Source organism: Streptomyces sp. NPDC026417, from assembly GCF_055567695.1.
Genome location: NZ_JBVHPY010000031.1, coordinates 49,600 through 68,438, shown reverse-complemented (window position 1 = coordinate 68,438; position 18,839 = coordinate 49,600). Strand labels below are relative to the sequence as shown.

At 73.2% G+C, this 18,839-nt stretch carries 16 protein-coding genes; 12 read left to right on the top strand and 4 right to left on the bottom strand.

Going from position 1 to position 18,839, the window contains the following annotated elements; genetic code table 11:
• Positions 1-718: DUF1015 domain-containing protein (locus ACZ4NT_RS34385; protein WP_467729037.1), on the bottom strand; the 718-nt coding region annotated here is incomplete at its 3' end.
• Between the two features lie 72 nt (positions 719-790).
• Between ACZ4NT_RS34385 and ACZ4NT_RS34380 the strand changes: the two genes are divergently transcribed.
• From ACZ4NT_RS34380 to ACZ4NT_RS34365, 4 genes are all read left to right on the top strand, one after another.
• Positions 791-1,819, top strand: a complete 1,029-nt coding sequence (locus ACZ4NT_RS34380) for an HAD hydrolase-like protein (protein WP_467729035.1) — start codon at positions 791-793, stop codon at positions 1,817-1,819.
• A 99-nt stretch (positions 1,820-1,918) separates the two neighbouring features.
• Positions 1,919-2,962 (top strand): iron chelate uptake ABC transporter family permease subunit, encoded by a 1,044-nt coding sequence (locus ACZ4NT_RS34375; protein WP_121403885.1) that lies wholly within the window; start codon positions 1,919-1,921, stop codon positions 2,960-2,962.
• Positions 2,959-4,002: a FecCD family ABC transporter permease gene (locus ACZ4NT_RS34370; protein WP_467729033.1), complete on the top strand. Its 1,044-nt coding sequence runs from the start codon at positions 2,959-2,961 to the stop codon at positions 4,000-4,002. Before ACZ4NT_RS34375 ends, ACZ4NT_RS34370 begins: the two co-directional genes overlap by 4 nt.
• 170 nt (positions 4,003-4,172) lie before the next feature.
• On the top strand, positions 4,173-5,021 hold the full coding sequence (locus ACZ4NT_RS34365; RefSeq protein WP_121404799.1) for an ABC transporter ATP-binding protein: 849 nt from the start codon (positions 4,173-4,175) through the stop codon (positions 5,019-5,021).
• 134 nt (positions 5,022-5,155) lie between these two features.
• Here ACZ4NT_RS34365 and ACZ4NT_RS34360 read toward each other — a convergent pair whose 3' ends face one another.
• Positions 5,156-5,503, bottom strand: coding sequence for an SCP2 sterol-binding domain-containing protein (locus tag ACZ4NT_RS34360; protein ID WP_121403889.1), 348 nt, complete (start codon positions 5,501-5,503; stop codon positions 5,156-5,158).
• 42 nt (positions 5,504-5,545) lie between these two features.
• Between ACZ4NT_RS34360 and ACZ4NT_RS34355 the strand changes: the two genes are divergently transcribed.
• The 6 genes from ACZ4NT_RS34355 (at position 5,546) to ACZ4NT_RS34330 (ending at position 12,212) form a co-directional block, all read left to right on the top strand.
• Positions 5,546-5,875 carry a hypothetical protein gene (locus tag ACZ4NT_RS34355; protein ID WP_467729030.1) on the top strand — a complete coding sequence of 110 codons (330 nt, stop codon included), beginning with the start codon at positions 5,546-5,548 and terminating at the stop codon, positions 5,873-5,875.
• Positions 5,876-5,882: 7 nt separating this feature from the next.
• Positions 5,883-6,698, top strand: a complete 816-nt coding sequence (locus ACZ4NT_RS34350; RefSeq protein ID WP_467729028.1) for a TlyA family RNA methyltransferase — start codon at positions 5,883-5,885, stop codon at positions 6,696-6,698.
• Positions 6,695-7,600, top strand: a complete 906-nt coding sequence (locus tag ACZ4NT_RS34345) for an NAD kinase (RefSeq protein ID WP_121403893.1) — start codon at positions 6,695-6,697, stop codon at positions 7,598-7,600. Before ACZ4NT_RS34350 ends, ACZ4NT_RS34345 begins: the two co-directional genes overlap by 4 nt.
• Before the next feature lie 444 nt (positions 7,601-8,044).
• Positions 8,045-9,763: a DNA repair protein RecN gene (gene recN, locus ACZ4NT_RS34340; protein WP_121403895.1), complete on the top strand. Its 1,719-nt coding sequence runs from the start codon at positions 8,045-8,047 to the stop codon at positions 9,761-9,763.
• A gap of 201 nt (positions 9,764-9,964) precedes the next feature.
• Positions 9,965-10,723 carry a hypothetical protein gene (locus tag ACZ4NT_RS34335; RefSeq protein WP_467729025.1) on the top strand — a complete coding sequence of 253 codons (759 nt, stop codon included), beginning with the start codon at positions 9,965-9,967 and terminating at the stop codon, positions 10,721-10,723.
• Between the two features lie 352 nt (positions 10,724-11,075).
• Positions 11,076-12,212, top strand: coding sequence for a glycosyltransferase family 4 protein (locus ACZ4NT_RS34330; protein WP_121403898.1), 1,137 nt, complete (start codon positions 11,076-11,078; stop codon positions 12,210-12,212).
• 10 nt (positions 12,213-12,222) lie between these two features.
• Here ACZ4NT_RS34330 and ACZ4NT_RS34325 read toward each other — a convergent pair whose 3' ends face one another.
• Entirely contained in the window at positions 12,223-13,851 is a 1,629-nt protein-coding gene (locus tag ACZ4NT_RS34325; protein ID WP_467729023.1) for a PucR family transcriptional regulator, read from the bottom strand.
• A gap of 197 nt (positions 13,852-14,048) precedes the next feature.
• Positions 14,049-15,857, bottom strand: coding sequence for a glycoside hydrolase family 15 protein (locus ACZ4NT_RS34320; RefSeq protein WP_121403902.1), 1,809 nt, complete (start codon positions 15,855-15,857; stop codon positions 14,049-14,051).
• Between the two features lie 495 nt (positions 15,858-16,352).
• Here ACZ4NT_RS34320 and ACZ4NT_RS34315 point away from each other — a divergent pair, with 495 nt between their 5' ends.
• A complete protein-coding gene (locus tag ACZ4NT_RS34315) occupies positions 16,353-18,020 on the top strand; it encodes a CTP synthase (RefSeq protein ID WP_121403904.1) in 1,668 nt (555 codons plus the stop codon).
• A 134-nt stretch (positions 18,021-18,154) separates the two neighbouring features.
• Positions 18,155-18,781, top strand: a complete 627-nt coding sequence (locus ACZ4NT_RS34310) for an NUDIX hydrolase (protein ID WP_121403906.1) — start codon at positions 18,155-18,157, stop codon at positions 18,779-18,781.
• Positions 18,782-18,839: the final 58 nt, after the last annotated feature.

Here is an 18,839-nt window from a genome sequence, read left to right as displayed (position 1 = left end):
GGGGGGGGTGTGCGAAACGAAGCAGGGGGGGGTTCGCCCGGGGGTGGTTGCCTTCCGAGAGGGTTGTTTTGTGGGGCCTCGGTCCCCTGCGGCCCGGACCCAGGTCGGCGGGGTCGGTCACGGCCCACAGCCGGTGCCGGAAGCCGTCCTCCGTGGTCGTCGCGAGCAGCGGTTCGCGCTGAGCGGTGCGTTCGACGACGGCGGCCGTGCCCGTCACCGAGCCGTCGCCGCGGTAGGTCAGCAGCAGGGGTTCGAGGTTGGCCGAGGTGGCCCGCATCAGGGCCGCGCGGTCGGCGACGACGTGCGGCATGACGTCCTCGTGGGGGAGCACCACGCCGTCCGAGGGCTCCGACAGACGCAGGGCGCCGATGACGCCGCGCTGCAGCAGACCGCCGTCGCGCTGCTCGTAGACGTACAGGGCCGGTTCGGCGTCCGTGGTCAGGACTCCTTCGGACAGCCACTGCCGCAGGGTGTCCGCCGCCTGCTGGTTGCGGACGGCGGGGGTGGTGTCCTGGGGGAGGATCAGCCGGACGATGTTGTGCGGGTCGGCCGATTCGAGGTGGAGCAGGCCGTCGGGCCGGACGACCACGTCGTACGGCGGGGAGGTCACGGCGGCCAGGCTGCCGACTCGCTCGGGGTCGTACCGCAGGCCCTGGAACGGGGCCAGTTCGAGCCCCTTGGACGCCGGTGTCTCCCCCGTGGGACCTGCATAGTTCATTGAGGCATCGTAAGTGTGTCCGTGGCATGCGCGATGATCGGGGGAAAGGGATCCACAGAGGAGCGATGCGTAATGAGCCATACCGTCAGGACGCGGCCCGACGCCGCGGAGCAGGCCCTGAGCGAGGCGTACGACACGGCGCTGCTCGACCTCGACGGGGTGGTGTACGCGGGCGGGAGCGCGATCGCACGCGCCGTGGAGTCGCTCGGTACGGCCCGCGAGGGCGGGATGCATCTCGCGTACGTCACGAACAACGCGCTGCGCACGCCGGACGCCGTGGCCGCTCACCTCACCGAGCTGGGGGTGCCGGCCGAGGCGTCGGACGTCGTCACCTCGGCGCAGGCGGTGGCCCGGCTGATCAGCGAGCAGGTGCCCGCCGGCGCCCGGGTGCTGGTCATCGGCGGTGAGGGCCTGCAGGTCGCGCTGCGCGAGCGCGGGCTGGAGCCGGTGGAGTCCGCGGACGACGAGCCGGTGGCGGTCGTGCAGGGGTACGGCGGGCCCGAGTTGGCCTGGGGGCGCTTCGCGGAGGCGTGCTACGCCATCGCGCGCGGGGTGCCCTGGTTCGCGTCCAACACCGATCTGACGATTCCGAGCGCGCGCGGGATCGCTCCGGGCAACGGCGCGGCGGTGGAGGTCGTACGCATCGCCACCGGTGCCGAGCCCCAGGTGGCGGGCAAGCCGCTGCCGCCGATGCACCGCGAGACGATCCTGCGGACCGGCGCCGAGCGGCCACTCGTGGTCGGCGACCGCCTGGACACGGACATCGAGGGCGCCTTCCACGGCGAGGTGGACTCGCTGCTGGTGCTGACCGGTGTGACGGACGGCGCCCAGCTCCTCGCCGCCCCGCCGCAGCACCGGCCGACCTACGTCGACGCGGATCTGCGGGGCCTGCTCACCGGGCAGCCGGAGGTCGTCGAGGCGGACGCCGGTTTCCGCTGCGGCGGCTGGACGGCCACGGCGGGGAGCGAGCGGCTCGAACTGGACGGCGAGGGAGAGGCCATGGACGGGCTGCGGGCGCTGTGCGCGGCGGCGTGGACCGCGGCCGGGGACGGGGCGTGCGCGCTGGACGGCCGGAAGGCGCTGGCGCGGCTGGGGCTCTGAGCGCGTCCCGCGACCACGTGGACGCGGAGGGGCGAGGGGGCGGAATCCGGTGCCGGGACGACATCGTCCCAGCATGCGAGGGTAGGCTAACCTAACTGCGTGTTGGTCGACAGTCCTCCCGAACAGCGCGCGGAAGCCGCCCCCGCGCCCCCGAACCGCCGGGCGATACGGTCCCTCGGACTCCTCGCGTCCGTGGCCCTGTTGATGCTCGTCGCCCTGGCGAGCGTCGCGCTGGGCGCGAAAGCGCTGCCCATGGACCAGGTCTGGCACGGCCTGTTCCACGACTCGGGCACCTACGGCGACGTCGTGGTCGGCGAGCGGATCTCGCGCACCGTCCTCGGACTGCTCGTCGGCGCCGCGCTCGGGCTGTCCGGGGCCGTGCTGCAGGCGCTCACCCGCAATCCGCTGGCCGACCCGGGGCTGCTCGGCATCAACGCCGGCGCGTCCGCGGCGGTCGTCACCGCCATCACGTTCTTCGGCGTCACCTCGCTGAACGGCTATGTGTGGTTCGCCTTCTTCGGTGCCGCCTCGGTCGGAGCCCTGGTCTGGTTCCTCGGCGGCAGCCGGGGAGCGACGCCGGTCCGGCTGGCGCTCGCGGGCACGGCGATCAGCGCCGCGCTCTACGGCTATCTGCAGGCCGTGATGATCACGGACAACGCGGCGCTCGGCAAGATGCGTTTCTGGACGGTCGGTTCGCTCTCCTCGGCCAGCGACTCGATGATCAAGCAGGTGCTGCCCTTCCTGGCGGTCGGGATGGTCCTCGCCCTCGCCCTGGCCAGGCCGCTGAACGCCATGGCCATGGGCGACGACACCGCCCGCGCGCTCGGCGCGAACCTGAACCGCACCCGGGCCCTGTCCATGGCCGCGGCCACCGTGCTCTGCGGCGCCGCCACCGCGGCCTGCGGGCCGATCGTCTTCGTCGGGCTGATGGTCCCGCACGTCGTGCGCTCCTTCACCGGACCCGACCTGCGCTGGATCCTGCCGTACGCCACCGTGCTGTCTCCCGTGCTGCTGCTGGGCGCCGACGTCGTCGGCCGGCTGGTGGCACGCCCGGCGGAGCTCCAGGTCGGCATCGTCACCGCGGTCCTCGGCGGCCCGGTCTTCATCTTTCTCGTACGACGGCGGAGGACGGCGCAGCTGTGAAGGCGACACGTACACCCGCCGTCCGCGCGAGGGGCGGCCTCTCGGTACGGCTCGACGTCCGGGCCTGCACGGTCGTCGTGCTGCTGCTTCTGACCCTGCTGGCCGCGAGTGTCGTCCTCATCGGCACCGGGGACTTCCCGATCCCGGCGGCCGACGTCCTCAGGACGCTGGCCGGAGACGGCGACGCGGGACAGGAGTTCATCGTCAACGAGCTCCGGCTGCCCCGGGTCCTCGTCGGCGTCCTGGTGGGCGCCTCCCTCGGACTCGGCGGAGCCCTCTTCCAGTCCATCTCCCGCAATCCGTTGGGCAGTCCGGACGTGCTGGGCCTGGGACAGGGCTCGACGGCCGGCGCGCTGACCATGATCGTGCTCTTCTCCGGCAGCGCGACCGAGGTCACGCTGGGGGCACTCGCCGGCGGGCTCGTGACCGGACTCGCCATCTACGTGCTCGCCTGGAAGCGGGGCGTGCACGGCTACCGGCTGGTCCTGGTCGGCATCGGCGTCTCCGCGATCGTGACGGCGGTGAACGGCTATCTGCTCACCAAGGCCGACCTCGTCGACGCGACGCGTGCGGTCGTCTGGATGACCGGGTCCCTCAACGGCCGTGACTGGTCGCAGGTGTGGCCCCTGCTCGCCATGTGCGCCGTCCTCGTGCCGTTCGTCCTCGGCAACGCGCGGGGGCTGCGGATGATGGAGATGGGCGACGACGTCTCGTACGCGCTCGGGGTTCAGGTCGAGCGGACGCGGCTGCTGCTGATGCTGTCCGCCGTACTGCTCACCGCCGGTGCCACGGCCGCCGCCGGACCGGTCGGCTTCGTGGCGCTCACCTCGCCCCAGCTCGCCCGGCGGCTGACCCGCTCACCGGGGCCGAACCTGGTGCCCTCGATGTGCATGGGCGCGACCCTCCTGATCGTCGCCGACTGGGCCTCTCAGCGTGCCTTCGGCGCCGACCAGCTGCCCGTCGGCGTGGTGACCGGCGTCCTCGGCGGCCTGTATCTGCTGTGGCTGCTCGTCACCGAGCGCAGGGCGGGCCGGATATGAGTACGCCGAGCGGGCCGGACCCGGTCACCGGCGCGCGGCGCACGCCGGCTCCCGGCGCCGGCACGCGGAGCGCCCCGCCCGCCGAGGACCCCGGCAGCCCGAGCGAGCCCACCGCGGACCCCGGCACCCGGAGCGGGCCCGACACGACCACCAAGAGGAGCACCAGCACTGTGAACCGCCTGTCCGCCGACCGCGTGACCCTCGGCTACGACCAGCGCGTCATCGCGGAGAGCCTGTCGGTGGAGATCCCCGACAACTCCTTCACCGTGATCGTCGGCCCGAACGCCTGCGGCAAGTCCACGCTGCTGCGCGCCCTCTCGCGGATGCTGAAGCCGTCCCGGGGACAGGTGCTCCTCGACGGGCAGGTCATCCACTCGATGCCCGCCAAGAAGGTGGCCCGGACGCTCGGCCTGCTGCCGCAGTCGTCCATCGCGCCCGACGGCATCACGGTCGGCGACCTGGTGGGCCGCGGCCGCTACCCGCACCAGGGGCTGCTGCGCCAGTGGTCGGCCGAGGACGAACGGGTCGTCCAGGACGCGATGGCCTCGACCGGGGTCGCCGAGCTGGCCGACCGCTATGTCGACGAGCTCTCGGGCGGTCAGCGCCAGCGCGTCTGGATCGCCATGGCGCTCGCCCAGCAGACCCCGCTGCTGCTGCTCGACGAGCCGACCACGTACCTCGACATCCAGCACCAGATCGACGTACTCGACCTGTGTGCCGAACTGCACGAGGAGCAGGGCCGGACCCTGGTCGCGGTGCTGCACGACCTGAACCACGCGGCCCGCTACGCCACCCACCTCATCGCCCTGCGCGAGGGCGCGGTCATCGCCGAGGGTGCGCCGAACGACATCGTCACGGCCGAGCTGGTCGAGGAGGTCTTCGGGCTGCGCTGCCAGGTCATCGACGACCCGGAGACGGGGACGCCGCTGGTGGTGCCCGCGGCCCGCAGGGCACGGGCGGCCACCGCCGCACACGCGGTCGGAGCGGCGGCCCGGACCGCCGAGGGCCAGGTGTACTGACCCGCGGGGTTGTTCACGCGGCTGATCGGTGGCCGGCCTCCGAGCGCGGTGTGCTCCTGGACAGCTCCACCACGGCGGAGGTCTTCGCCATGTTCAAGACCGGGCACTGTCGACAAGGCTCGTGATCAATACACCTAGAGCATGCTGCGCAGACGCAGGAGATCGCGGAGGCCGGCCTCCAGCTTCACCCGGCCCGAGGCCCAGGCCTTCGCGAAGTGCAGCTCGCCGTTCACCAGCGCGACCAGGTCGTCACCGGTCATGGCGAGCCGGATCTGGGCCTTCTCGCGGGGCGGTCCGGGGAGCGTGTCCAGCACCTCGATCCGGCCGTCCCGGAGACGCCCGACGAAGGTGGTGTCGAGGTCGGTGACACGGCAGCTCAGCGAGCGGTCGAGAGCCGCCGCACCGCGTACGTCCCCGTCCGCGCCCGCCAGGTTGTCCGAGAGCTTGTCGAGTGCCGCACGGCACTCCTCAATCGTCGCCATCGTGATCGACGGTACCGCAGCGCTTCGCGGTAGCGTCGGGGCATGAGCGACACAGTGCCCCGGGCCGGGGGCAGCCAGGAGGCCGACGCGCCGCAGAGCACGGGGGAGGACCCCGTGGCCGAGCACGACCACGACCCCGCCGCCCCGGCGCCACTGGACGTCCCGCGCACCCCCACGGGCAGCGCCGAGGTCGACGCCTGGCTCGACCGGCTGGCCGATGCGGACCACCTCGCCACGGACGGCCACGTCGAGGTGTACGAGGATGTACACAGGGGCCTGCGCGACGCGCTGACCGCGCTCGACGCACGCCAGGGGCCCCCGGCGCCGTCGCCCCCGACGGCTCCCTCTTCTTCGTACGACCACAGGAGCTGAACCGAACGTGGCAGGAGTGGCACGACGCCGCCTCGATGCCGAGCTGGTCCGCCGCAAGCTCGCCCGCTCGCGCGAGCACGCCGGCCAGCTGATCGCCGCGGGGCGGGTCTCCGTCGGCAAGACCCTCGCGACCAAGTCCGCCACGCAGGTGGAGACCGCGGCCGCGATCGTCGTCACCCAGGACGACAGCGATCCCGACTACGTCTCGCGCGGCGGGCACAAGCTGGCCGGCGCCCTGGAGGCCTTCGTACCGCAGGGGCTGAAGGTCCAGGGGCGCCGGGCGCTGGACGCCGGCGCCTCCACCGGTGGCTTCACCGACGTGCTGCTGCGCGCGGGCGCCGCGCACGTCGTCGCCGTCGACGTCGGCTACGGACAACTCGCCTGGTCTCTGCAGAGCGATGAACGCGTCACCGTCAAGGACCGTACGAACGTACGCGAGTTGACGTTGGAGGCGATCGATGGGGAGCCCGTGGATCTTGTCGTGGGGGATCTGTCCTTCATCCCGCTCGGACTGGTGCTGCCCGCCCTCGCGCGGTGCGCGGCGCCGGATGCCGATCTGGTGATGATGGTGAAGCCGCAGTTCGAGGTGGGCAAGGACCGGTTGGGCAGCGGCGGTGTGGTCCGCAGCCCGGAGCTGCGGGCCGAGGCCGTGCGCGGGGTCGCCGCGCGCGCCTGGGAACTGGGGCTCGGAGTGCAGGGCGTCACGGCCAGCCCGCTGCCCGGGCCCTCCGGAAATGTCGAGTATTTTCTGTGGCTGCGTGCCGGGGCGCCCGAACCGGACCCGGCCGACGTCGACCGAGCAGTGGCGGAGGGGCCCCGTTGACGCAGACCCGAGCTCGTACTGTTTTCCTGCTGGCCCACACCGGGCGGCCCGCGGCCATCCGCAGCGCCGAACTGGTCGTCGAGGGGCTGCTGCGCTCCGGGATCGGCGTGCGCGTCCTGGAGGCGGAGGCGGCCGACCTCCCGCTGCCCGCCACGGTGGAGCTGGTCAAGGAGGCCACTCCCCAGTGCCTCGACGGGTGCGAGCTGCTGATCGTGCTGGGCGGTGACGGCACCCTGCTGCGCGGCGCCGAGTTCGCCCGCGCGTCCGGCGTCCCCATGCTGGGCGTCAACCTCGGCCGCGTCGGCTTCCTCGCGGAGGCGGAGCGCGACGACCTGGACAAGGTCGTGGACCGGGTGGTGACCAAGGCCTACGAGGTCGAGGAGCGCATGACCGTCGACGTCGTCGTGCACCGCAACGGCGACATCGTGCACACGGACTGGGCGCTGAACGAGGCGGCCGTGCAGAAGGTCTCGGCGGAGAAGCTCCTCGAAGTGGTGCTGGAGATCGACGGGCGTCCGGTGACCGGCTTCGGCTGCGACGGCATCGTCTGCGCGACCCCGACCGGCTCCACGGCGTACGCCTTCTCCGCGGGCGGGCCCGTGGTGTGGCCGGAGGTCGAGGCGCTGCTGATGGTGCCGATCAGTGCGCACGCGCTGTTCGCCAAGCCGCTGGTGACCTCGCCGGATTCCGTGCTCGCCGTGGAGGTCCTGCCGCACATCCCGCCGGGCGTCCTGTGGTGCGACGGCCGGCGCACGGTCGAGCTGCCGCCCGGAGCACGGGTCGAGGTGCGCCGGGGCGCGGTCCCGGTGCGGCTCGCGCGGCTGCACCACGCGTCGTTCACCGACCGGCTCGTCGCCAAGTTCGCGCTTCCCGTATCGGGGTGGCGGGGCGCGCCGCACTGACACCGCCGTACGGGGCGGCCGGTCCGTCTCCGACGGATCGGCCGGTCCGCCCCGAGGGGCGGGCGGCTGTTCCCAACGGAGTGGGGCGGCCGGTCCGGGCGGTCCGCTTCCACCCGGGCGGCCCTGCGGGCCCCGGGAGTGGGCCAGGAGGCCGGCCGGCGGGTCGGGAGGGCTGCGGGGTGCCCCCGCCCGTCCCGGCGCCGGAGCAGCGCCTCCGGACGCCCTGGGCGGCCGTGACGCGGTGACCCTCGGCATGCGCCCCGCCGCGCGGGGCCACGGGCGCGACGGTCTGGCCGCCCCGCACGGGCAGGCCGGCGAACCCCACTCCCGCGAGTGACAAGGCCCCTCGCCGGGCCCCCGCCACCTGCGCCTTCGCGGAAGGAGGGCAGGGCCCGTCGCACATCGGGTCCCCGACCTCGTAAGGTCGTGTCCGTGTTGGAGGAGATGCGGATACGGTCGCTCGGAGTCATCGACGACGCGGTCGTCGAGCTGTCACCAGGCTTCACCGCCGTGACCGGCGAGACCGGCGCGGGCAAGACGATGGTGGTCACGAGCCTGGGCCTGCTGCTCGGCGGGCGTGCGGACCCCGCCCTCGTACGGATCGGCGCGAAGAACGCCGTCGTCGAGGGCCGGATCTCCGTGCCCGCGGGCGGGACGGCGATCGTGCGGGCCGAGGAGGCGGGGGCCGAACTCGACGACGGTGCGCTGCTCATCAGCCGTACCGTTTCGGCCGAAGGGCGCTCCCGGGCGCACCTCGGCGGGCGCTCGGTGCCCGTGGGCGTGCTCGCGGAGCTGGCCGACGAGCTGGTCGCCGTGCACGGCCAGACCGACCAGCAGGGGCTGCTCAAGCTGTCCCGGCAGCGCCAGGCGCTCGACCGGTACGCGGGTGACGCGGTCGCCGTCCCGCTCGCCAAGTACACGGGTGCCTACCGCCGGCTGCGCGCGATCACGGCCGAGCTGGACGAGATCACGACCCGCGCGCGGGAACGTGCGCAGGAGGCCGACCTGCTGCGGTTCGGGCTCGACGAGGTCGCCGGGGTCGAACCGCGCGCGGGCGAGGACGTGGAGCTGGCCGCCGAGGCCGAGCGGCTCGGTCACGCGGAGGCGCTGGCCTCCGCCGCCACCGCCGCGCACGCCGCCCTCGCGGGCAACCCCGAGGACCCGGAGGGCATCGACGCCACGACCCTCGTCGCGGGCGCGCACCGGGCGCTCGAGGCGGTCGGGTCCCACGACTCCGCGCTGGCCGCGCTGGCCGGCCGGATCGGCGAGATCGGGATCCTGCTGGGTGACGTCGCCGGTGAGCTGGCCGGGTACGCCGACGATCTCGACGCCGACCCGCTGCGGCTCGCGGCGGTCGAGGAGCGACGGGCCGCCCTCACCCAGCTGACCCGCAAGTACGGGGAGGACATCGACGCCGTTCTCGCCTGGGCCGAGCGGAGCGCCGCGCGGCTCACCGAACTCGACGGGGACGACGAGCGGCTCGACGAGCTGACCGCCGAACGTGACGCGCTCCGGGCCGAACTGGGCGGGCTGGCGCAGGCGTTGACGGACGCCCGGACGGAGGCCGCCGAACGCTTCGCCGCCGCCGTGACCGCCGAGCTGGCCTCGCTCGCCATGCCCCACGCGCGCGTCTCGTTCGAGATCCGCCAGACCGAGGACCCCGAGGGCGTGGAGGTCGGCGGGCGCACGGTCGCGTACGGACCGGCGGGCGCCGACGAGGTCGAGCTGCTGCTGGCCCCGCACCCGGGCGCCCCGCCGCGGCCCATCGCCAAGGGCGCCTCCGGTGGTGAACTGTCGCGGGTGATGCTCGCGGTGGAGGTCGTGTTCGCCGGGACGGACCCGGTGCCGACGTACCTCTTCGACGAGGTCGACGCGGGCGTCGGCGGCAAGGCGGCGGTCGAGATCGGCCGGCGGCTCGCCCGGCTGGCCAGGTCCGCGCAGGTCGTGGTCGTCACGCATCTGCCGCAGGTGGCGGCCTTCGCCGACCGCCAGTTGCTGGTCGAGAAGACGAACGACGGCTCGGTCACGCGGTCCGGCGTGAAGGTCCTGGAGGGCGAGGACCGGATCCGGGAGCTCTCCCGCATGCTCGCGGGTCAGGAGGACTCGGAGACGGCCCGCGCCCACGCGGAGGAACTGCTGGCCACGGCCAGGGCCGACGGGTAGTTCCGGGGAGCCGGTTCGCGGCCGCTGTCACGTTCCGCCGGCCGGGAGGGCGCGTTCGGCCTCCTGCCGTCGGAGGGCGCATTCCCGGTCCGCGCGCGGAAGGAGCGTGCAGGCCCCCCGGCAGGGAGCCTGCGCCGGCCCGTTGCCCCGCCGGGTTCGCTCGCGCCCGCGCTTCGTAGGCTGGCGGGCATGGTCACACGCATGACTGCCTGCACGGCCTTCGGGCTGGCCGCGGGCACCGCGCGGGCGGGAATCGCCGCACTGCGCGCCAAGGCCCCCGGCGGGCGGGCGCGTTGGGAGCGCGAGAACTACGCCGGCCGGACCGTGCAGCTCTACGCGGGCCCCGCCGCGGCCCTCGGGGCGGCGCTCGCCGCCGGCCGGACCCATCGGGCCACCGGCCTCGCCGTACTGGCCGCCGGTGTCTGCGGCGCCTACGACGACGTCGCCGGAGCCGGTGACCCCCGGCGCGGCTTCCGGGCGCACATCGGCGCCCTGCGGCACGGCGAAGTGACCACGGGCGCGGTCAAGTTGTTCGGGATCTCGGCCGCCGGACTCGCTGCGGGAGCGCTGCTCAAGGAGCGCGCGCCGGACCGGGTGCTGGCGGGTGTGGTGATCGCCGGGACCGCGCATCTCGTCAACCTCGTGGACGTACGCCCCGGAAGGGCGGCCGGCGCGGTGCTCGTCCTGGGGGCGCCGGGACTGCTGCGCACGGGGGCGGCCGCGGAGTTGTCGGCCGCCGCAGTGGGAGCCGCCGCCGCCGTCCTCCCCGACGACCTCGGCGAACGCGCGATGATCGGCGACACGGGGGCCCACGCGCTCGGTGCCGCCCTGGGCGCTGCCGTCGCGGCGGGCAGCGGCCGAACCGGTCTGCTCGTCCACGCGGCCGCACTGGTGGCCGCGGCGGCGTTCGGGGAGCGCGTGAGCGAGCTGGCGCGCACGCCGGGGCGCGGGTCGCGCTGAGTGCCCCGGCGCGGGTGGCCGGGAGGAAGCCCGGCCGCCGGCCTCGCGCTCCCACCGCGACGGGGACTCCTCGGCCCCGCGCGGTGCGGTCGTACGCGGCGCGGACGGCGCCGCCGCGGCGGCGTGCGAACTCCCGGACCGAAAGGCCGCGTCCCTCACTCCTGTGGGTGACCGCCCCCGTAGAGTTGCCCACCGCGGCGCGGCAGCGGTCGCCCCGTGGTGCCGCAACGGGCGGGTGTCCTGGCATCCTTGACCCAGTACGCGAAGCACGACGTGCGGTCCACCCCCCTCTGCACGACCTTCTGTACGTTTCTTCGTGACCGTCCGACGCCGAACCAGGAGCCCCGGCCACGTGAGCCTCGTGAGCAGCCACTCACCGCACGGACAGTCGCCCCTGCGCACCGTGCAGGTGCTCGGTGGCGGCAGCGCGGGCAGCAGCGCGCATGTCCGGTCGCTGGCGTCGGGACTGGTCGCCAGGGGCGTGCGGGTCACCGTGTGCGCCCCCTCGGAGGCCGAACGCACCTACGGGTTCACCGACGTGGGCGCCCAGCACGTCCCCGTGCCCCGCAGCAGCGACCCCACCTCCCTCGCCGCGCTGCGAGCGGCCTGCGCGGACGCCGACCTCGTGCACGCGCACGGGCTGCACGCGGCGCTGCGGGCCACGCTCGCGCTCGGCGGCCGCCGCGTCCCGCTCGTCGTCACCTGGCACACCCGTGCTCGGGCGGAGGGTGCCCGGGCCCATCTGCTGCGGCTTCTGGAGCGGCGTGTGGCCCGGGCCGCGACCGTCGTCCTCGGCACCTGCTCCGATCTGGTGGACCGGGCACGCGGCAGGGGAGCACGGGACGCGCGGCTGGCCGCCGTGGCACTTCCGGCACGGCGCAAACCCGGCGACCACGACGACCAGGACCGGACGCGGCACAAGGCGCGGGCCGAACTCGGCGCCACGGACCGCCCCTTGCTGATGGCGGTCGGCTCCCTCGACCGGCAGCGCGGTTACGACACCCTGCTGAACGCCGCGCGCGCGTGGCGCCACCTCAGCCCGGCGCCTCTGCTCGTCATCGCGGGGGAGGGCCCGCTGCGGGCCGAACTGCAGCGCCGCATCGAGGACGAGGGCCTGCCGGTGCGCCTCGTCGGACAGCGCGACGACATCACGGAACTCCTCGCCGGGGCCGATCTCGCGCTCCTGCCCAGCAGTTGGGAAGCGCGTTCCGTCCTCGCCCAGGAGGCCCTGCACGCGCGGGTGCCGCTCGTGGCCACCGAGGTCGGCGGCATCCCCGAACTGGTCGGCGACGCGGCCGAACTCGTCCCGTACGGGAACGCGGACGCGCTGGCCGTGGCCGTCGTGCGCCTCCTGGAGGACCCCGCGCGCCGGGAACTCCTCAAGGACAGAGGGGTCCGGCAGGCGGCGACCTGGCCCACCGAGGACGACACGGTCGCCCAGATCCTGAGCATCTACGACGAGTTGACCCAGCCGCGCCCGCTGCCCTGACGGACGGCGGCTACGTCACATGCCTGCGCGCCCGCAGCGCCAGGCTCAACGCCAGTACCGTCTGCGGGTCGTCCAGGTCCGTGCCCAGCAACTCGCCGATCCGGGCCAGGCGGTTGTAGAGCGTCTGCCGGTTCAGATGCAGTTCACGGGCCGTCTCCGCCTTGCGGCCCGCATGCGCCAGGTAGGTCTGCAGCGTGGGCAGGAGGGGCGGCCTGGACCGCTCGTCGTGGTCGCGCAGCGGGCCGATGGCACGGTCCACGAAGGCCGCCAGGTCCGGATGGTCGCGCAGCCGCCACAGGAGCAGGTCGATGTCCAGGCGCCGGGCGTCGTACCAGGGGCGGTCCGACAGGCCCTGCGCCGCCGTCGCCGTCTCCGCCGCGTGCCGCAGTCCTGCCGAGGCCGCCGCCCAGCCGCCCGCGACCCCGACCACGACCACCGGCGGCTGCGCGCCCGGCCGTTGCATGCCCGCGCGCTCCACGCCCGCCCGCAGCGCCGCGGCCACCCGGTCCGCGACGGCCGCGCGCTCGGACTCCGAACGCAGCCCCAGCAGCAGCGGCACCCGGCCCTCGACCGGGCGTACCCCCAGCAGGACGGGCACCCCCACCGAAGCCAGCTCCTCGGCGACCGCGCGGGCGAGAACCGCCCAGCCGCCCCCGGGCGAGAGACCGTCCGCCAGGCGCATCACGACCGGCAGCAGCGGACTGCTGCCCGGCTTGAACCCCAGCACACGGGCCTGGGCGGGTGCGTCCTCGGCCTCGATGCGGCCCTCGGCGAGGTCGGTCAGGAAGTCGCCGCGGCCGCGTGCCGCGAGCTCCTCCTCCTGGCGCGCCTGCATCAGGACGACGGCCAGGATGCCCGCCGTCCGCTCGGCCGCCATCCGGTGCACGGGTGCCGTCGGAGCGCTCACGGGGGTGACCACGAGCCGGGCCCGCACCGACCCTGTGCCGGGCCCGCCGCCGGGCACGTCCACGATGGTCGTGCCGGCGGGCGGTTCGTCCTTGTGCTGGCCGCGCAGGCCCTCCCACACCTGGAGCGGATCGGCGCCCGCGGGCCCGGCACCGGCCGCGTACAGGAGCTGTCCGTCCGCCGTCTCCAGGAAGACCGGGTTGCCGGCGAAGTCCGCGAGGATGCCGAGGACCTGCGGGATCCCGCCCCCGCCGAGCAGCGCCTCGGTGCAGCGCCGGTGCACCTCCTCGGCCCGCTGGAGCAGCGCGTAGTGGCCGTTGACGATCTCGGTGTGCACCTCCTCCGTGACCGTCACGAAGGGCACCTCCCGGTGGAGCTGGACCAGGGGGAGGCCCGCGGTGCGGGCCGTCTCGACCAGGGCCGCGGGCAGCCGGGCGAAGCGCGGGCCCAGCTCCACGACCAGCGCGGCGATGCCGCGTTCGGCCAGGGTGCGGACGAAGGCACGCTGCTCGGCGGGGCGGGTGCCGAGGCCGTATCCGGTGGTCAGCAGCAGTTCGCCGCCCTTGAGCAGCGAGGCGATGTTCGGGACCTCGCCCGCGTGCACCCAGCGCACGGTGCGCTGCAGCCGGTCGCCCCCGGCCAGGATCTCCGGCAGCCCGCTGCGCAGTCCGGGCAGCTCCAGCGCCCGCTGCACGGTGATTCCGGCGCCCTCGGTGTCGTAACGGCTGTCCATGCAGCGGACGCTACCGGCGCACACGTGCCGGGGACATCTCCGACCCGTCACGGCAGGTCCCGGGGGCCACGGGGCACGTGCCCGGCGCCCCGAGGGCTGTGTCGTACGTCACGGCTCCGCCGCCCCACCCGGGCCGCAGGACGGCCCCGCCCCCTGCCGGAACGTGCCGGAGGGGGCGGGACCGATGCCTACGGCGGTCAGCCGCCGTACGCGCCGCTCGCGGTGAGCCGCAGGGCCGTGTCGATCAGCGGGACGTGGCTGAAGGCCTGCGGGAAGTTGCCGACCTGGCGCTGGAGCCGCGGGTCCCACTCCTCGGCGAGCAGCCCGAGGTCGTTGCGCAGGGCGAGCAGCTTCTCGAAGAGCTTGCGGGCCTCGTCGACCCGCCCGATCATCGCGAGGTCGTCCGCCATCCAGAACGAGCAGGCCAGGAACGCGCCCTCGTCGCCCTCCAGACCGTCGACACCCGCGTCCTCACCGGCCGTCGGGTAGCGCAGGATGAAGCCGTCCTCGGTCGACAGCTCGCGCTGGATCGCCTCGATCGTGCCGATCACCCGCTTGTCGTCCGGCGGCAGGAAGCCCATCTGCGGAATCAGCAGCAGCGAGGCGTCCAGCTCCTGGGAGCCGTACGACTGCGTGAACGTGTTGCGCTCCTTGTCGTAGCCCTTCTCGCACACGTCCCGGTGGATGTCGTCGCGCAGCTCGCGCCACTTCTCCAGCGGCCCGTCGGCGTCGCCCGACTCGATGAGCTTGATGGTCCGGTCGACGGCGACCCAGGCCATCACCTTGGAGTGCACGAAGTGGCGGCGCGGGCCGCGCACCTCCCAGATGCCCTCGTCCGGCTGGTCCCAGTGGTCCTCCAGGTACCGGATCAGCTTCAGCTGGAGGAGCGAGGCGTAGTCGTTGCGGGACAGGCCGGTCATGTGCGCCAGGTGCAGGGCCTCGGTGACCTCGCCGTACACGTCCAGCTGGAGCTGGTGCGCGGCGCCGTTGCCCACCCGGACGGGCGCCGACCGCTCGTATCCGGGGAGCCAGTCCAGCTCCGCCTCGCCGAGCTCCCGCTCGCCCGCGATGCCGTACATGATCTGCAGGTTCTCCGGGTCGCCCGCGACCGCGCGCAGCAGCCACTCGCGCCAGGCGCGTGCCTCCTCGCGGTAGCCCGTGCGCAGCAGCGAGGACAGGGTGATCGCCGCGTCGCGCAGCCACGTGTAGCGGTAGTCCCAGTTGCGGACACCGCCGATCTCCTCCGGCAGCGAGGTGGTGGGCGCGGCGACGATGCCGCCCGTCGGGGCGTAGGTCAGGGCCTTCAGCGTGATCAGGGAGCGGACCACGGCCTCCCGGTAGGGACCGTGGTACGTACATTGGTCCACCCAGTCGCGCCAGAACTCCTCGGTCGCCTCCAGGGACTGCTCCGGCTCCGGGAGCGCGGGCGGCTGCTTGTGCGAGGGCTCCCAGGAAATCGTGAACGCGATCCGCTCGCCGGGGGCCACCGTGAAGTCGGCGTACGTGGTGAGCGCCTTGCCGTAGGTCTCGCAGGCTGTGTCGAACCACACGGAGTCGGGGCCCGCGACGGCCACCGTCCGGCCCTCGTGCTTGTGCACCCAGGGCACCACGCGGCCGTACGAGAAGCGCATCCGCAGGGCGGAGCGCATCGGCACCCGGCCCGTGACGCCCTCGACGATCCTGATCAGTTGCGGAGCCCCGTCACGGGGCGGCATGAAATCGATCACTCGCACCGTGCCGCGCGGGGTGTCCCACTCGGATTCGAGGATCAGCGAGTCCCCGCGATAGCTGCGCCGGGCCGCCGTGGGCGGCTCGGCGTCGGCCGCGTGCGCCGGCCCGAGCCGCCAGAAGCCGTGCTCCTCGGTGCCCAGCAGGCCGGCGAAGATGGCATGCGAGTCGAAGCGGGGCAGGCACAGCCAGTCGACTGTGCCGTCCCGGCAGACCAGCGCAGCTGTCTGCATGTCTCCGATGAGTGCGTAGTCCTCGATGCGCCCGGCCACGTGCATCTCCAGTCGAACGGCCACGTCGCCCCCGGGGGGCGGTCGCTCTTGCGGTCAAGGGGTCTTGGTTAAGCGTCGTTGCGAAACGTCAGAAGGCTTGTGCGAATGTCGTTGCGGAACGAACTGACGAGCTCTCGTGTTCCGGGATGCGGGCGTGGGTGGTGCCGTCTACCGGCCGGTCTCGGCAGTGAGTGTCCGAGCAGGATACGACGCACGTCGATGATCCGCGTGCCCCTCCCGGCAACCGGACTCCGCCGAACGAGTGAGCAGAGGGTGAGTGGTGGGGACGCCGTGAGCGGGTCTGTGCGGGGTCCGTGTCGATGTGTGCGCAGAGCGTGGCCGGAAGCGCTCCGGTTCCGGCGCTGATACCCTGGTAGCCCGTGGACCGGAGGGCGAGAAACCCCCGAACCGCAGCGACGGCGCCCCCCGAAAATCCGGTACTTCCGGCTCGGACCGCCGGTACGCACCACAGACCGCGACCACGGGAGCCCCCTCTTGGCCATGCCGCCCGCTGCTTTCCGAAACAGCACTGCCACGACGACCAAGCACATCTTCGTCACCGGGGGTGTCGCCTCCTCCCTCGGCAAGGGACTGACGGCCTCCAGCCTGGGTGCGCTGCTCAAGGCGCGGGGCCTGCGGGTCACCATGCAGAAGCTCGACCCGTACCTGAACGTCGACCCGGGCACGATGAACCCCTTCCAGCACGGTGAGGTGTTCGTCACCAACGACGGCGCGGAGACCGACCTGGACATCGGACACTACGAGCGCTTCCTCGACGTCGACTTGGACGGCTCCGCCAATGTCACTACAGGACAGGTGTACTCCACGGTCATCGCCAAGGAGCGGCGTGGCGAGTACCTGGGCGACACCGTGCAGGTCATCCCGCACATCACCAACGAGATCAAGCACCGTATCCGCCGCATGGCGACCGACGACGTCGACGTCGTCATCACCGAGGTCGGCGGCACGGTGGGCGACATCGAGTCGCTGCCCTTCCTGGAGACGGTCCGCCAGGTCCGGCACGAGGTCGGCCGCGACAACGTGTTCGTGGTCCACATCTCGCTCCTGCCCTACATCGGCCCCTCGGGTGAGCTGAAGACGAAGCCGACGCAGCACTCGGTCGCGGCGCTGCGCAACATCGGTATCCAGCCGGACGCGATCGTGCTGCGCGCCGACCGTGAGGTGCCCACCGCCATCAAGCGGAAGATCTCGCTGATGTGCGACGTCGACGAGGCGGCCGTGGTGGCGGCGATCGACGCCAAGTCGATCTACGACATCCCGAAGGTCCTGCACACCGAGGGCCTGGACGCCTACGTGGTCCGCAAGCTGGACCTGCCGTTCCGCGACGTGGACTGGACGACCTGGGACGACCTGCTCGACCGCGTCCACAACCCGCTGCACGAGATCAATCTGGCGCTGGTGGGCAAGTACATCGACCTGCCCGACGCCTACCTCTCGGTCACCGAGGCGCTGCGCGCCGGCGGTTTCGCGAACAAGGCCCGCGTGAAGATCAAGTGGGTCACCTCGGACGACTGCAAGACCCCGGCGGGCGCCGCCAAGCAGCTCGGCGACGTGGACGCGATCTGCATTCCCGGCGGCTTCGGCGACCGCGGCGTGTCCGGCAAGGTCGGCGCCATCCAGTACGCCCGCGAGAACCGCATCCCGCTGCTCGGCCTCTGCCTCGGCCTGCAGTGCATCGTGATCGAGGCCGCGCGCAACCTGGCCGACATCCCCGACGCCAACTCCACCGAGTTCGACTCGGCCACCGGTCACCCGGTCATCTCCACGATGGCCGAGCAGCTGGACATCGTGGCCGGCGAGGGTGACATGGGCGGCACCATGCGGCTCGGCATGTATCCGGCCAAGCTGGCCGAGGGCTCGATCGTGCGCGAGGTGTACGACAACAAGGAGTACGTCGAGGAGCGGCACCGCCACCGCTACGAGGTGAACAACGCCTACCGCGCCGAGCTGGAGAAGAAGGCCGGTCTGCAGTTCTCCGGCACCTCCCCGGACGGCAAGCTCGTCGAGTACGTCGAGTACCCGCGTGAGGTGCACCCCTACCTGGTGGCGACCCAGGCGCACCCCGAGCTGCGCTCGCGCCCGACCCGCCCCCACCCGCTCTTCGCGGGCCTGGTCAAGGCGGCCGTGGAGCGCAAGACGGGCAAGTGACACGAGGGTTGTACGGTTGCCGGGGTACGCGTCTTTCGAGGCGCGTGCCCCGGTTTCCGTCGCCGGTGCACCGTGGCCGATTTCCCGTCGGCCGCGACCGGCGTCTTTTGTGTACGTGTGGGAGGACACAGGGCATGACGATCAAGGACACCGCCGAGGAGTGGGAGATCCGCGGGAGCGAGACCCCCTTCGTCGGGAACAAGACGTCCGTCCGCACGGACGACGTGGTCATGCCCGACGGATCGGTCGTCCGCCGCGACTACCAGGTCCACCCCGGCTCCGTGGCCGTCCTCGCCCTCGACGACCAGGACCGGGTCCTGGTCATCCGCCAGTACCGCCACCCGGTGCGCCACAAGCTCTGGGAGATCCCGGCCGGACTGCTCGACATCCCCGGTGAGAACCCGCTGCATGCGGCACAGCGCGAGCTGTACGAGGAGGCGCACGTCAAGGCCGAGGACTGGCGTGTGCTGACCGACGTGTACACCACGCCCGGCGGCTGCGACGAGGCCGTCCGCATCTTCCTCGCCCGCGACCTCTCCGAAGCCGAGGGTGAGCGCTTCGAGGTCGAGGAGGAGGAGGCCGACATGGAGCTCTCGCGCGTGTCCGTCGACGAACTCGTGCGCGGAGTGCTGGCCGGCGAGCTGCACAACAACTGCCTGGTCGTCGGTGTCCTGTCCCTGATCGCCGCCAGGAACGGCGAGGGAATCGACGCGCTGCGCCCGGCGGAGGCGCCCTGGCCCGCCCGCCCGTTCGAGTCCTGAGCGGACCGCACCTCCCTCGGGGGTCCGGTGTGACGATCGGCTGATCCGATCGGGGGAC

What these genes read in the sequence shown, in the direction of transcription:
- ACZ4NT_RS34380 (WP_467729035.1), top strand. Translation starts at nt 791, where the DNA reads ATGAGCCATACCGTCAGGACGCGGCCCGACGCCGCGGAGCAGGCCCTG.
- ACZ4NT_RS34360 (WP_121403889.1), bottom strand. Translation starts at nt 5,503, where the DNA reads ATGGCGACGATTGAGGAGTGCCGTGCGGCACTCGACAAGCTCTCGGAC.
- ACZ4NT_RS34355 (WP_467729030.1), top strand. Translation starts at nt 5,546, where the DNA reads ATGAGCGACACAGTGCCCCGGGCCGGGGGCAGCCAGGAGGCCGACGCG.
- recN (WP_121403895.1), top strand. Translation starts at nt 8,045, where the DNA reads ATGCGGATACGGTCGCTCGGAGTCATCGACGACGCGGTCGTCGAGCTG.
- ACZ4NT_RS34335 (WP_467729025.1), top strand. Translation starts at nt 9,965, where the DNA reads ATGACTGCCTGCACGGCCTTCGGGCTGGCCGCGGGCACCGCGCGGGCG.
- ACZ4NT_RS34325 (WP_467729023.1), bottom strand. Translation starts at nt 13,851, where the DNA reads ATGGACAGCCGTTACGACACCGAGGGCGCCGGAATCACCGTGCAGCGG.
- ACZ4NT_RS34320 (WP_121403902.1), bottom strand. Translation starts at nt 15,857, where the DNA reads ATGCACGTGGCCGGGCGCATCGAGGACTACGCACTCATCGGAGACATG.
- ACZ4NT_RS34315 (WP_121403904.1), top strand. Translation starts at nt 16,353, where the DNA reads ATGCCGCCCGCTGCTTTCCGAAACAGCACTGCCACGACGACCAAGCAC.
- ACZ4NT_RS34310 (WP_121403906.1), top strand. Translation starts at nt 18,155, where the DNA reads ATGACGATCAAGGACACCGCCGAGGAGTGGGAGATCCGCGGGAGCGAG.